Origin of the sequence: Brevibacillus laterosporus LMG 15441 (assembly GCF_000219535.2) — a bacterium.
Classification (GTDB): Bacteria; Bacillota; Bacilli; order Brevibacillales; family Brevibacillaceae; genus Brevibacillus_B; species Brevibacillus_B halotolerans.
In genome coordinates this window covers 1,255,804-1,268,914 of record NZ_CP007806.1, presented here as the reverse complement: position 1 = coordinate 1,268,914, position 13,111 = coordinate 1,255,804, and the positions used below count along the sequence as shown (strand labels likewise).

General features: G+C 44.4%; 14 protein-coding genes. 1 reads left to right on the top strand and 13 read right to left on the bottom strand.

Annotation, left to right across the window (positions count from 1 at the left end):
* Positions 1–221: 221 nt before the first annotated feature.
* On the top strand, positions 222–494 hold the full coding sequence (locus BRLA_RS05910; RefSeq protein WP_003338869.1) for an HU family DNA-binding protein: 273 nt from the start codon (positions 222–224) through the stop codon (positions 492–494).
* Between the two features lie 145 nt (positions 495–639).
* On the opposite strand, the gene BRLA_RS05905 is transcribed toward BRLA_RS05910, so the two are convergent.
* The 13 genes from BRLA_RS05905 to BRLA_RS05845 all read right to left on the bottom strand — a co-directional run bounded on the left by BRLA_RS05905 (position 640) and on the right by BRLA_RS05845 (position 13,086).
* A complete protein-coding gene (locus tag BRLA_RS05905; RefSeq protein WP_003334906.1) occupies positions 640–1,524 on the bottom strand; it encodes an energy-coupling factor ABC transporter ATP-binding protein in 885 nt (294 codons plus the stop codon).
* A 75-nt stretch (positions 1,525–1,599) separates the two neighbouring features.
* The gene (cbiQ, locus tag BRLA_RS05900) at positions 1,600–2,400 is read right to left on the bottom strand and encodes a cobalt ECF transporter T component CbiQ (RefSeq protein WP_003334907.1); all 801 of its coding nucleotides are present in this window, start codon (positions 2,398–2,400) and stop codon (positions 1,600–1,602) included.
* Positions 2,397–2,705 carry an energy-coupling factor ABC transporter substrate-binding protein gene (locus BRLA_RS05895; RefSeq protein WP_003334908.1) on the bottom strand — a complete coding sequence of 103 codons (309 nt, stop codon included), beginning with the start codon at positions 2,703–2,705 and terminating at the stop codon, positions 2,397–2,399. The genes cbiQ and BRLA_RS05895 overlap by 4 nt, the downstream gene beginning before the upstream one ends.
* Positions 2,705–3,472, bottom strand: coding sequence for an energy-coupling factor ABC transporter permease (locus tag BRLA_RS05890; RefSeq protein WP_003334909.1), 768 nt, complete (start codon positions 3,470–3,472; stop codon positions 2,705–2,707). Before BRLA_RS05890 ends, BRLA_RS05895 begins: the two co-directional genes overlap by 1 nt.
* A gap of 19 nt (positions 3,473–3,491) precedes the next feature.
* The gene (locus tag BRLA_RS05885; protein WP_003334910.1) at positions 3,492–5,090 is read right to left on the bottom strand and encodes a cobyric acid synthase; all 1,599 of its coding nucleotides are present in this window, start codon (positions 5,088–5,090) and stop codon (positions 3,492–3,494) included.
* A 15-nt stretch (positions 5,091–5,105) separates the two neighbouring features.
* Entirely contained in the window at positions 5,106–5,771 is a 666-nt protein-coding gene (locus tag BRLA_RS05880) for a cob(I)yrinic acid a,c-diamide adenosyltransferase (RefSeq protein ID WP_003334911.1), read from the bottom strand.
* Between the two features lie 76 nt (positions 5,772–5,847).
* Positions 5,848–7,284, bottom strand: coding sequence for a cobyrinic acid a,c-diamide synthase CobB (locus tag BRLA_RS05875; protein WP_003334912.1), 1,437 nt, complete (start codon positions 7,282–7,284; stop codon positions 5,848–5,850).
* Complete coding sequence (locus BRLA_RS05870) at positions 7,274–8,479, bottom strand: cobalt-precorrin 5A hydrolase (RefSeq protein ID WP_003334913.1); 1,206 nt, start codon at positions 8,477–8,479, stop codon at positions 7,274–7,276. The genes BRLA_RS05875 and BRLA_RS05870 overlap by 11 nt, the downstream gene beginning before the upstream one ends.
* Positions 8,476–9,297, bottom strand: a complete 822-nt coding sequence (gene cobM / locus BRLA_RS05865) for a precorrin-4 C(11)-methyltransferase (RefSeq protein ID WP_003334914.1) — start codon at positions 9,295–9,297, stop codon at positions 8,476–8,478. Before cobM ends, BRLA_RS05870 begins: the two co-directional genes overlap by 4 nt.
* 5 nt (positions 9,298–9,302) lie before the next feature.
* Positions 9,303–10,019 (bottom strand): precorrin-2 C(20)-methyltransferase, encoded by a 717-nt coding sequence (gene cobI / locus BRLA_RS05860; protein WP_003338876.1) that lies wholly within the window; start codon positions 10,017–10,019, stop codon positions 9,303–9,305.
* Between the two features lie 43 nt (positions 10,020–10,062).
* Positions 10,063–11,316, bottom strand: coding sequence for a bifunctional cobalt-precorrin-7 (C(5))-methyltransferase/cobalt-precorrin-6B (C(15))-methyltransferase (locus BRLA_RS05855; protein ID WP_003334917.1), 1,254 nt, complete (start codon positions 11,314–11,316; stop codon positions 10,063–10,065).
* Positions 11,282–12,424, bottom strand: coding sequence for a cobalt-precorrin-5B (C(1))-methyltransferase (locus tag BRLA_RS05850; RefSeq protein WP_003334918.1), 1,143 nt, complete (start codon positions 12,422–12,424; stop codon positions 11,282–11,284). The genes BRLA_RS05855 and BRLA_RS05850 overlap by 35 nt, the downstream gene beginning before the upstream one ends.
* A complete protein-coding gene (locus tag BRLA_RS05845) occupies positions 12,421–13,086 on the bottom strand; it encodes a precorrin-8X methylmutase (RefSeq protein ID WP_003334919.1) in 666 nt (221 codons plus the stop codon). Before BRLA_RS05845 ends, BRLA_RS05850 begins: the two co-directional genes overlap by 4 nt.
* Positions 13,087–13,111 lie beyond the last annotated feature (25 nt).

The following is a 13,111-nucleotide window of genomic DNA, read 5'->3' as shown; positions in this document are numbered from 1 at the left end:
ATCGTTCTTTTCTCCTGAATTGGTTTTCTTTTCGTTGATTTTTAGGTTTGGAAAAAGTAAAATTTGGCAAATATAGGAGCAAACAAAAAATTTTATCCTTTGTTTTGTCCCTTTTCGAAAAAAAAGGTGATTTTTTAAGGGTTTCTCTGCTTTTTTACTGTTCTAATAAAGGATTTTTTGGTATGATGAGTAGTAGTTTTTTAAAGAAAAGAGGTAAGAAAATGAACAAGACAGAATTGATTGCAAAAGTAGCTGAAACAGCTGAATTAACAAAAAAAGATGCTGGACAAGTGGTTGACGCCGTATTCGAAGCAATCACTGGCGCACTAAAAGGTGGAGAAAAAGTTCAATTGATGGGCTTTGGTACTTTCGAAGTACGCGAACGCGCTGCTCGTAAAGGACGCAATCCTCAATCTGGCGAAGAAATCGAAATCCCAGCAAGCAAGCTACCAGCTTTCAAAGCAGGTAAAGAACTAAAAGAAGCTGTTAAGTAATCATTCTTCCTACATAAGAAGAGACAAATAAGGCTAGCAAATGACCAAAGGTTGTTTGCTAGCCTTTTTCTAATGAAATAACAATTAAATGGCTCCCTGCCGATGAAATGCCCATCTGCACGCTATCCTCTATGTTCTTTGCCCGTTAATTTTTCGTTACGAGCAGTAGTTCCTTTTCCTTGATACCTATTCGTTCTGCATAGCCACACCATTCTTGTACGGTTCTAGGCGCTGTCCACGTTGCACGCTGCTCCTCATTTAAAAGTGGCTGGATACTTTCCCAGACGCTATAGAGCAGAGGAACCCCAAGCTGCACTCGGCTTAAAAGCTCTCTTTGACAAAAAACCTCTTGAGGAGTTCCTTCTAAAAGAAGTGAACCTCTATGCATAATGAAGACCCAATCGGCCCAAGCATAAGCAAGCTCCAAATCATGTGTAGACATAACAACGGTCGTACCCTGCTGATAAATTTGTTCCAACTGCGTCAGAAATAGCTGTGTATGATAGCTATCCAGATAAGCTGTTGGCTCATCAAGCAGGAGTAATTCCGGTTGCAATACAACAACTCCAGCTAAGGTGACTAGCTTTTTTTGTCCTAAGCTTAACTGGTGTAATGGTAGATGTAACCACTCTTTTATTTGAAAAGCTTCTGCTGTGGCCAATACACGCTCACGAACCTGATCAGTAGATAGACCTTGATTACATAAGCCATAGGAGAGATCCTCTGCCACCGTAGCCGCCAATAATTGATGCTCTGGGTCTTGCATCACCAATCCTACTTTACTGCGTAGCTCTTGTAAAAATCGGCGATCATAGCGGTATGGTTCTCCCTTGTAGTACAACTTTCCTTCTGTTGGGCGGTAAATACCATTTGCCTGCAAAAACAACGTAGATTTCCCCGAGCCATTATGGCCGAGAAGTACGATCTTTTTACCTTTTGGGATACGTAAATTGATTTCCTTTAGAGCGAGGCTATTTGTCTTGTGTTCATAGGCGTAACTTACTTTTTCTAGACTGATCAAGGTTTCCACAAGAGCCACGCCCCCTTCCTGGTAGTAAAGAAACTTGGCGATTGCCAAGTCTCTCAGGTTATCGGTTCTTATCTCTTATAAAAGGGAGTGCCAAAAGATCAGTGCTGCACAGCAAGCTCCCCCCATCGCAGCTTCGATGAGATAACGCTTTATATATCTCTCTTTTTCCATGGTAACCACTTGCAGATCTCCATCGAATCCACGCGCTAGTAAACCATGGTTTAATTGCTGATACCTTTGCATACTTTTAGCAAACAACAAGCTGACTAGTCGGCCCATGTCCTTCAATTGGGCTGAAAAACTTCCATGCCCACCGCGTGCTTTTTGCGCAATCCATAAATCATGTGCCGTTTGGAAAAATACAAATAAAAATCGATACATCAACATAATAAGTTCAACAATGATGGGAGGCACTCGTAATGCGCGTAATACGTCAAGCAATTGAACTAAAGGGGTCGTTAGCAGCAAAAAAGCAAAACAAGCACTAGCACCCAATGTGCGGGTAAACAGCTTACCGATCACAAACAAATTACGTTGATCAATATAGACATACCAATCACCTATGGTAAGTAAATGCCAGCTCGATTCTAGCCCGATGCTGACTGAACCTGACAAGCGCTGTACGTCGATTAGCAGGGCAGGTGTACTGCTAATGAAAAACAAGCAGGCTACCCCGATAAAAATAAGATAGCTACGCAAGGGAACACTAGCATACCCTACAATCCAGATACTCATCCAAATAAAAATGCCAATTTGGATTTCCATATCTGCACATAAGGCAAGAACAAGCATTCCTGCCGCAAAACCAGCTTTGAAGCGAGCAGATACATCACGCAGTCGATTTTGATACGCTATTCGGTCTATCCAAAGATTCATTCTTGTACTTCGTGTGTCGTTTCATTTTTTTTGCGACCTTTAAAAAATCCAATTGCGTAACCAATCACACCCGCTCCCAAAGCTGCCTGAACTGCGAACAACAAGCTCTCTGTTTCAGAGCCTGGCACTTCCATTAACGGCTGAAACCATGGTTCATATTCTGGGGCCAGCTCCTGGATTGCTTCTTCCGCTTGGCCATCTGCTCCACCAAATTCAGAGTCCTTGATCAACATCAGTGGAATGACCGCGATCACTACCACAAGGGCAAGTAACAACAAGTTTTTCCATTTGGCTACTCTTTTCATTATTTGGCACCTCCCCGCAAGCTAAGCAACATCTGCAATTCTTGACGGTTATACGCGCTAATCCAGTTCCAAACAACTACAGTAAGTAAACCCTCACAAATAGCTAACGGAATCTGAGTGACTGCAAAAATGGTTCCAAACTTCATGAACGCAGCAGCAAAACCACCGGAGGCCGCTGGAAAAGCTAATGCTAATTGAACAGATGTCGTGATATAAGTAGCTAAATCAGCCAAAGCAGCAGCGAAGAAAATGCTGACTCCTTGCTTTACCTGCATACCGCTTAAAAGGCGATAAATCCCATAGCCTACAAACGGCCCTACAACTGCCATAGAAAAAGCATTGGCTCCGAGTGTGGTTAATCCTCCATGGGCAAGTAAAATCGCTTGAAATAAAAGGACAATACTACCTAACACACTCATAATTTGTGGTCCGAATAGCACTGCTCCAAGTCCTGTACCTGTAGGATGCGAGCTACTACCTGTAACAGACGGAATTTTAAGCGCCGACAATACAAAGCTGAACGCACCAGCTAACGCTAGTAACAGCTTCAATTGTGGTTTATCATTCGTCAAACGTATTAACGAGCGAAGTCCCCAGACAAAGAATGGTACAAACACTACCCACCAAAAGATCGCCCAGCCGAAAGGTAAAAAACCTTCTGCAATATGCATCGCGTAGGCACTTTCGGGCGAGTTCACTAGAAAATACACAGCAAACACAGGAAGTAACCATAACAAACGACTACTTGCAACCCATTTTCGATTCATTTTCATCATCCTTTGGAAATTAATTAGTATCCTTCTTTTGAAACCATGCTTCAAGATGACTAATATTTAAGTGACTTTCCACGTGATGTGCTAATTGATCATAAGCTTTTTCGCGTCTCATCTGCTCGGTGACTACCTCTTCTGTAAAGATCGGTAACCCTTTTTCCTGACGCAACAGATTAATAAGCTGTCTGGTAAGATGTCGATTGTGGAAAATACCATGCAGGTACGTTCCACTAGCTCTTCCATCTTTCGAAATGGCACCATCCTGTTTTCCATCCTGTAAGATAATGAAAGGAGAACCGGAGTGATCAGTCATACAGGTCTCTCCTAGATGGATTTCATATCCTGTTACCTCTGTCAACGAATTCTGATTGTCCTTTGTTGGTTCCATAGTGTACTCTTGCTGCTGGCCTGCTTTCTCACTCGACAATCCCAGCATTTCCTGCGCCTTTGGATGTAGCTCTCCTGTGACCTGCACAGTTCGTTTCTCCTGACAAAATGTCGTTTCAACAGGTAGAAAGCCTAGCCCAGCACGCTCTTGTACTGTTCCGTCTCCTTCTACACCGTCAGGGTCGAGTAACTTCTCGCCCAGCATTTGAAAGCCTCCACAAATGCCAAACAATCTTGTACCTGAGCGATGCAACTGGCGCAGGGCATCTACAAGCCCTTCCTGTTCAAGCCATGCCAGGTCGTCCAAGGTATTTTTTGTACCTGGAATAATAACCAGATCAGGGTTTCCTAGCTCATGTCGGTTACGTACATATCGCACGCCTGTTTCTGGTTCATCAAACAACGGATCAAAATCAGTAAAGTTCGAAATACGTGGCAAACGAAGAATTGCAATATCAATAGGGAATTCAGCTAATTGAGGTTGTTTAAAGCGAAGTGATGACAGTGCTAGCGAATCCTCCGCCTCAATTTCAACAGCCATATAGGGCAAAACAGCCAAAACAGGTATTCCCGTTCTTTTTTCCAGCCATTCCACTCCATCGTCTAACAAATCGCGTCTTCCTCTGAATTTATTAATGATAAATCCCTTAATTCTTGCCCGTTCTTCATCATCGAGTAGCTCCAGTGTCCCTATAATAGAGGCAAATACTCCACCGCGTTCAATATCTGCCACTAAAATTACATCGGCATCCGCTAAATGAGCCATCCGCATGTTAGCAATATCTCGATCTTTCAGATTTATCTCTGCTGGACTTCCCGCGCCCTCTAAAATGAGAACATCGTACTCATTTTGTAGACGTTCTAAGGCTTCCTTTACAATTGGCATGGCTTGTTCTACATAACTTTCTCGATACTCTCTTGCATCCATATCAGCGTAACGCTTTCCATGTACAATGATTTCGGCAACCATATCCTGCTTTGGTTTTAACAGAATAGGATTCATGTCTGTAGTGGCTATTGTTCGTGCTGCTTCTGCCTGTACGCCCTGAGCACGTCCGATTTCCTTCCCATCTTTTGTTACATAGGAATTAAGCGCCATATTCTGTGATTTAAACGGTGCTACCCGATATCCTCGATTGGCAAAGATACGGCACAAAGCTGTACAAATTAAACTTTTCCCTACATCTGAGGCTGTGCCGACTACCATGATGGCTTTTCCTTGCATGTAAGCACTTCCTCTCTAAAATTCCAAACCTTTTACTGCCGGAATTCCTTCATTATAATAGTGCTTAGACGGCTCAATGGTAGAGACCAAATCTGCTAGCTCGATCAGTTCCGTTTTCGCACTGCGACCTGTGATTACCAAATGCATATTGGTTGGGCGATTTTTGATCGCTTCTACTATCTCTGCTAGTGGGAGAACATCTTCAATCGGAAATGTAGAAATTGCTAACGCATTATTTAATTCATCTAATACTAATAAATCAATAGTTGGGTCGCTTAGTTTCTCTTTCGTCAATGACCATGCTTTTTTTAAAGCCTCACGATGCTCTTCTGGGGTTTTGGTCCAAGTAAATCCGATTCCTAGCTGTTGCATCTCCATTCCTAATTTACGCATGGATAATGACTCACCATAGGATCGCTGTGGGGACTTGATAAATTGTAAAAACGTCACTTTCATCCCCCGTCCCAAGGCACGCAGACTAACACCCAAAGCCGCTGTTGTTTTCCCTTTACCATCACCGGTATATATTAACAACAAACCACGTCGCTCGGCTCTTTCTTTTGGACTGTCCTTTTGTTGTAATTCATCAAGAGATTCCACTGGAACCGCTACAGTAGATCCATTTTCATTTTGCTCTTGGCTGTGTGCCTGTCCTTGATTCACGTCATTTCGATGTGACATGCTTTGCTTCCCTCCTGATGATTCACTTTTAACCTTTGTACAGTAGGCAAGTCCTTTACAATGTAATAAGACTGACTTAATGAAAAGCTTTGTTCACTGCTGATCTATGCACTGCATACTCCCTGCATGAATCTAGCCAACGCTTAATCATTCCCGGATGAGAAGCAAAATGCAAGTGTGTATAGCCGGCCAACAAGTTACCTTTGGCGTAGCCTTCCTTTTTCACGCCTCGCATTCCTTTTACCTGATAAGCATGATTCTCAGTAGTCTCCTCCGTTATTTTGGAGTAGTGGAACTCATGCCCGCGAGCAGTTTCACCTGCTAAAAGTAACAGAGAATCCCGTTCGGCTAGCGCTTCTCGATAACCCAGTGCAGCCAACTTCTGTTGCATCTCTACTTGATAAGGGATGGCGCCTACCATCTCATGCTGTTGTCCTGCACGATCTGTGATCGACTGGCATAGATACATGAACCCGCCACATTCTGCAAAAGTAGGTAATCCAGCTTCTATCATGCCATGCAAGGTTTGCCGTTCTTTCGCCCATTGCGACAAGCGTTCAGCAAATTCTTCTGGAAAGCCGCCACCAATATACAGGCCATCAGCATCCATAGGGGGAATCTCCCCATGTAACGGACTAAAATAACAGAGCTCGGCTCCATACGCTTCTAGTAGCTCTAAATTTTCCTGATAATAAAAGTTAAACGCTTCATCCTTTGCCACAGCTAATTTAACTGGGGATAGATCAGATGATGTAGGAGATGGACCAGCTAACAATTTTTCTGTAGGCTCTGCTAGAGCTGGTGCGCCATTTGCCAGTGCCAGTAATAGATCTAAATCAACTGTCGCTTCGATTTTCTCGGCTAACAGATCAAACCAAGGTTCCATCTCCCCGCGCTCAATCGCTGGAATTAGCCCGAGATGTCGTTCAGGCACCTTCAAGGACGGATCGTTAGGTAAATATCCAATAACGGGTACCTTGCACATTTGCTCAACAGCCGCTTTTACTAGCTTAAAATGATTCGCGCTACCACATCGGTTTGCAATGACACCGACGATTTTTACAGATGGTTCCAATTCTTGAAACCCTTTGACAATCGCCGCCGCACTACGAGCCATAGCTTTAACATCAAGAACAAGGATGACCGGAGCCTGTAATAATAGACTTATTTCGGCTGTACTTCCTTGATTGCTAAGTGGATCTTTACCGTCGTAAAAACCCATGACCCCTTCAATCAAGCTGATATCCGCTGACTGGCTGCCACGCAGAAACACCTCATGCATGACCTGCGGCGGCATCATCCATGTATCGAGATTACGAGATATTCTGCCAGTTGCAGCCGTATGGTACGTAGGGTCAATGTAGTCAGGACCAACCTTAAATCCTTGGGCCTGGAGCCCGCGCTTGCGCAAGGCCGCCATTAATCCGATCGATAATGTTGTTTTCCCTGCGCCGCTACTGGTTCCTCCCAATACGATTCGTGGACATTGATAAGTCTGTTCCTTACTCTCCATGTAAAATGCCTCCTCCGTTAACCAAAGCGATGGACAAGGTTACATTTCCGCTTTTTTGTTTCGCTAAGTGGGGAGCCTCTGCCTTAGCGGAGCGTAATGCGGCAGGCTCACTGACACCATAGGCACCCGTAAATTTATACACTGTTTCCGATCGTTCTGTCATTGGCATCTCGTTTAATTGCTCTGGTGTATAGGCGATTAACTCCCAGCCATATTTTTGACAAACAGCTAAAAGTCCTTCTTCGTCCTGCTTTAATGTAATGGTTGCGATATTGCGTACGCTTTTAACCGAAAGACCCTGTTGCTCTAAGGTTTGTAAAATGACTTGTTCGATTTCCTCCGCAGATGTCCCACGATTGCAACCAATGCCAAGTACAATAGTTTTTGGACGATAGACAACTCCATTTTCTAAAAAGCGGGTCTGCTCTTCTGCTGTTAATACACGTGGCGTAATGACCAAAGCTGCCTGAAAGGTATCATTCCAAGCCTCAGCCATGGAATGATACACTTGAAAATGCCCCGGCAGTGGCTTATCTGGGTAAGGCCACCAGCCGCTTTCCCCTGCTTCTTGAATAATAGCTACCTTTTCTTCATTGACCACACTAGCACTTACGGGAGTAACCTTTTCAAAGCTATCTAACTCCCAGCCAAAGCCACGTCCAAACAAATCTACAGGAATCGTTTTTTGCACATCTGATGCCGTAGTAATCACTGGATTGGCATCTAGTAATCTCGCAATCTCACGAGTTAGCTCATTCGCTCCGCCAAGGTGTCCTGATAATACGCTGATGACATTCTCTCCTCGGTCATCTACGACTACAACACCTGGATCTACTTTTTTATCCTGCAATACCGGAGCCATCATTCGGACAACAGCACCGAGCGAGATGAAAAAGATGAGACCGTTATATTTCTTAAAAAAGTCAGCAAACAATAGACGTACAGAGCCTGTAAACGTACGAATATCTCGCTCTTGCTCATCTCCTACCATGAATTTTTCCATGTAGTATAAATGTGAACCAGGTAATACCTGATGCAAGTGACGAGCTTTCTCTACCCCATGCTTGGTAATCGCAACTATGGCGTATGGTAGTTGCTCCGGATTTTGCACGATCTCGCTTGGGGTACGTCCAGCAGGTACGGGGGTATTTACCTCGACTCCTGTCTGCCTTCCTACTCCTGTACCCTCACTCATCCGTTAGTCACTCCTTTACGGAATCGATGCGTAAAGGTCTTATCATATAGCTTGGAGCGATGTTCAGAGGAATCATGAAGCATTGGATCAAGTGCCCAGCCAGCTAAAATCATGGCATGACTACGAATTCCATTAGCCGCCATATCTTTGTCCAAATGCTCAAGCGTTGTACGAACAATTTTTTGATCCGGCCATGATGCTCTTTGCACAACCGCTACAGGGGTTTGTTCGCTCCAGCCAGCTTCAACCAGCTCACGAACAACCTTTTTGGTCAGCGTAGCACTTAAATATAGTGCAATTGTACAGTGGTGACTAGCTAAATCCTTAAGTTGCTCTCGATCTGGTACAGGTGTGCGTCCCTCTGCTCGTGTTAAAATCAGTGTTTGTGTTAATTCAGGAACGGTTAGCTCTGCTTGTAGTGCTGCCGCCGCTGCAAATACAGAACTTACTCCCGGAACGATGGTAAAGGAAACCTCTGCCTTTTTCATGATCACCATTTGCTCCAAAATGGCTCCATACACTGCTGGATCACCTGTATGAACGCGAGCAACGCTTTTTCCTGCCCGAACTCGCTCAATCATGATTTCTACCATTTCATCAAGCGCAAGTCCCGCGCTTTTGATTACTTCTGCTTCGGGTTTAGCACGAGCAATTAATTCATCGTTTACTAAAGAGTCGGTATAAATTACTACATCTGCCTTTTGAAGAATATTTAAGCCTTTTACAGTGATTAGGTCTGGATCGCCTGGTCCAGCTCCTACAATATAAACCATAGGCTCAAGCCCTGTATTTGTCATTTGTTCGCTAGGTTTGTTCATGTCATTCATCCCTTCCGTACTACCATTAGTGTAAGATACTCAAGCTCTTTCCCTTTTAACTGGCGAACGTCCTTCCAGATCGTCTCTTCACCAGATGTCACCTTGGTAATTACAGACGCACAGTCTGCCATACCTAGCTCCTCTAGCAAGCCAATCATCATATCTAACACCTTAGCTACTTTCAAGAAAATGACAGTATCATGATTCTCCAAAACTCTACGCATAGATTCTCGATCTTCCGTTGCCGGTATGATACCAACCTGCTCATCTCCATCAGCCAATGGAATGTTTAATTGGGCAGCCGCTCCCAGCACTGAGGAAATACCTGGAACTGATACCACTGGCACTTCTGGATGCAATTGATTCATTAGACGAGCCATATGAATAAACGTACTATATAAATTTGGATCTCCCTCTGTTACAAATACAACATTTTTACCTTGAGAAAGCTTCTCCCAAACCTGAGCTACTGTCTGAGCCCATTGTTTCTTTAGAACGTTTTCCTCTTTCGTCATCGGGAACACTAATCCTAACAGATCTTTTGCAAGACCATCCGTATACTGCTCCACGATTGTTAGTGCATAGCTTTTGCCGCCTTTACGCTTTTTAGGATACGCGATAACATCCGCTTCCTTCATCAGACGAAACGCTTTGACTGTGATAAGCTCAGGGTCCCCAGGTCCAATTCCAATTCCATATAAAGTCCCAACAGAGGTATTCACCGGATTATTTGTCAGTGTATTTTCATGATTTTCAAGAGTTGTATTAGTCATGTTGCTCATCTTTATTCTCCTCCTTGGCTTTGTGTTTAGCAGTTATGATATAGACAGGATTTAACCCTTCAAGTCGGGTCAAATGCAAAATTGGTTTACTACGCGACACCTGCAGCATTGTGACTGACACGTCAAACCCCGCCGCTTTGCATGCCTGCATTGCATCTGCTAAATTTTCGATGGTAACAGCATTGATTACTACACGCCCACCTGGACGCAGGCGCTTAGCAAATAACTGGACTAGCTCTGTCAGCTCGCCACCGCTTCCCCCAACAAAGATCGCATCTGGATCAGGGAATTCATCCAATCCAACAGGGGCCTTCGCATTGATAAATGTGATATCCGTACGAAACTTGTGCATATTCGCGCGAGCATTTTCTAAATCTGGCTCATTCTTTTCTACAGCGTACACAGCTCCCAAAGGGGCTAGCTTCGCTGCTTCGATCGCTACCGAACCAGTCGCTGTTCCGATATCCCAGACGATGCTGTCAGGTTTTATCTGCAACTCAGCAAGGCTTGCTACTCGCACTTCTTTTTTCGTAATGAGTCCCTTATCTGGTTTACGTTGAGCAAACTCTTCATCAGGAATGCCTAAGGTCCAATTCACAGGTGAGGCATTCTCTTTTCTTTTGAGAATCATGACATTTAAAGGGTCGCACTCTGTCTCTGCCAATTCCACAAGCGTAAACCACCGACAACGTTCTTCTTTATTTCCTAACCGCTCCGCTACAAACGCTTCATATTCATCCATACCAAAACGCAGTAAATACTGAGCTACTTTTGCCGGAGTATTTTCCTTATCCGTTAATAGAGCCACCTTAGACTTGCCATTCACACGTTGTGCTAATCCAAGCATTGGACGACCGTGTACACTGTCAATATGAGCATCTTGCCAAGCTTCCTTCATTTTGCTAAAAGCAAGCTGTAAGCTACTCAAATGCGGTACCACTTGCACGACATCACGACCGAGTTTGCGGGTAAGCAAACCTCCAATCCCATAAAACAATGGGTCTCCAGAAGCAAGCACGACAACCTCTTTACCTGCTGCTACCGCTTGTTTTATTTCGCCAATTGCCGCTAGCACCCCACTTTTCAAAGCAAAGCGTTCACAGTCAAGATCTGGGAAAAAGGCTAAATGTCGCTCTCCCCCTACCAGCAATTGCGCTTGTTTGATCAGTTCAATAGCTTGGGGAAATAAACCTTGAGCACCGTCATCCCCGATCCCGATTATCGTTACCTGTGTCATCTACTACCGCCTTTCCCAACAGTTCGCCTTTCAATGTGGTGAGCACCGTTTCTATAACCATGCCTCCGCCGACGTGCTTATTGATTTGTTCGGAGCATTTGTATGCCAATAAGTTAAAAAAAGCGGAGTTTCCCGCTTGGCTCATGAGTTCGCCCACCTGCATGGCCGTGTTGGCTCTCTGTATTTCTGCAATATGTTCTTCACTTGCACCGACTTCTCTGGCTACCTCCGCCAAAAATTCAAAATCAACAGAAGATCCCTTGGAATGCACCATCATTGCTCCCTGAGCAACCTTAGACAGTTTTCCCATCATTCCAACCATGGAAATGTGGGTAAATCCTTGCTTCTTACCAATAAGGGCACTAAAGCCCACGAAATCTCCCATTTGAATAAACGATTCTTCTGGCCAATCCGGATACTGTTCCATCGCTGTTTTTTCGCTGCGCCCACCTGTTGTAATGGCAATAGACTGGCAGTTGCTTGCCTTCGCTACTTGAATAGCTTGAGCTACCGATGCTTTGTAAGCAGCCGTTGAAAATGGTACGACCGTTCCTCGGGTCCCCAAAATGGAGATACCTCCAACAATTCCTAACCGTCCATTCAGCGTTTTCTTAGCAATCTCTTCTCCATTCGGCACTGAAATGACAACGCTGACTCCACGATCTTCTATTTCATATTCTTCTAAAAGCTCTTGGACAACGCCCTTAATCATTTTTCGTGGAACAGGATTAATAGCTGCTTCACCTACCGGAATCGGCAATCCGGGCTTTGTAACTCTACCGACACCTATTCCGCCATCCAAATGAATACCGCTATCTGCATGCCAAGAAACACGTGACAAAATCAGGGCCTTATGGGTGGCATCTGGATCATCTCCACCATCCTTGATGATACCAGTCTCCACCCAATTTTCTCCTCGTTCCTGAGATACCATTTGAAACGTGACCCGATCCTTATTAGGCAAAAGAATTTCCACCTCCGAAACTTCTTCCCCGCTAAGTAAGGCTAGCAGGGAAGCTTTCGTGGCGGCGGTAGCGTTGGAACCTGTTGTATATCCGTGACGAAGTGGCTTCTCATTTTCTGCCTCCGCTACCTTTGCATTAGTCATGCACGCTCGCTCCGTTCTGTTGCTAGAATGGACAACGCATTAACCGCGGCAACAGCAACTGGGCTACCACCTTTGCGATCCAAGTTCGTGATAAATGGAATATCTAACTTCGCTAATTCCTCTTTGGATTCAGCCGCAGATACAAATCCAACTGGTACGCCAATAACCAATGAAGGGTTGGCCTTACCCTCTTTCACAAGACGAATCAATTCAAGCAGTGCAGTAGGAGCATTCCCAATCGCGTAGATACCACCTTTAATTTGGCTCGTAGCTTTGCGAATAGAGATAATAGCACGAGTTGTATTCTCGGCTTTCGCTTCTTGCATGACATCAGCATCAGAAATATAAACATGCACATCTCCACCAAACGCCTTTAGACGCGGCTTACTGATGCCTACTTGAACCATTTGAACATCTGCAATAATTGGTTCACCGGCTTGAATAGCTCGAATGCCCGCTTCTACTGCATCAGGATGAAACTTCATGCTACGCCCTAAATCAAAGTCGGCTGTTGCGTGGATGACGCGTTGCACCACACGATACTGATCATCCGTAAAAGGATGTGGACCTAGCTCCTCTGTAATCATTTCAAAACTTTTTGATTCAATTTCTTGTGGTTGAATCGTGATTGGTTTAAACTCCGTATGAAATTGCGATGACATATGATTTCTCCCCTCTTTGGTTCCG

What these genes read in the sequence shown, in the direction of transcription:
- BRLA_RS05910 (WP_003338869.1), top strand. Translation starts at nt 222, where the DNA reads ATGAACAAGACAGAATTGATTGCAAAAGTAGCTGAAACAGCTGAATTA.
- cbiQ (WP_003334907.1), bottom strand. Translation starts at nt 2,400, where the DNA reads ATGAATCTTTGGATAGACCGAATAGCGTATCAAAATCGACTGCGTGAT.
- BRLA_RS05895 (WP_003334908.1), bottom strand. Translation starts at nt 2,705, where the DNA reads ATGAAAAGAGTAGCCAAATGGAAAAACTTGTTGTTACTTGCCCTTGTG.
- BRLA_RS05890 (WP_003334909.1), bottom strand. Translation starts at nt 3,472, where the DNA reads ATGAATCGAAAATGGGTTGCAAGTAGTCGTTTGTTATGGTTACTTCCT.
- BRLA_RS05885 (WP_003334910.1), bottom strand. Translation starts at nt 5,090, where the DNA reads ATGCAAGGAAAAGCCATCATGGTAGTCGGCACAGCCTCAGATGTAGGG.
- BRLA_RS05880 (WP_003334911.1), bottom strand. Translation starts at nt 5,771, where the DNA reads ATGTCACATCGAAATGACGTGAATCAAGGACAGGCACACAGCCAAGAG.
- BRLA_RS05875 (WP_003334912.1), bottom strand. Translation starts at nt 7,284, where the DNA reads ATGGAGAGTAAGGAACAGACTTATCAATGTCCACGAATCGTATTGGGA.
- BRLA_RS05870 (WP_003334913.1), bottom strand. Translation starts at nt 8,479, where the DNA reads ATGAGTGAGGGTACAGGAGTAGGAAGGCAGACAGGAGTCGAGGTAAAT.
- cobM (WP_003334914.1), bottom strand. Translation starts at nt 9,297, where the DNA reads ATGAACAAACCTAGCGAACAAATGACAAATACAGGGCTTGAGCCTATG.
- BRLA_RS05855 (WP_003334917.1), bottom strand. Translation starts at nt 11,316, where the DNA reads ATGACACAGGTAACGATAATCGGGATCGGGGATGACGGTGCTCAAGGT.
- BRLA_RS05850 (WP_003334918.1), bottom strand. Translation starts at nt 12,424, where the DNA reads ATGACTAATGCAAAGGTAGCGGAGGCAGAAAATGAGAAGCCACTTCGT.
- BRLA_RS05845 (WP_003334919.1), bottom strand. Translation starts at nt 13,086, where the DNA reads ATGTCATCGCAATTTCATACGGAGTTTAAACCAATCACGATTCAACCA.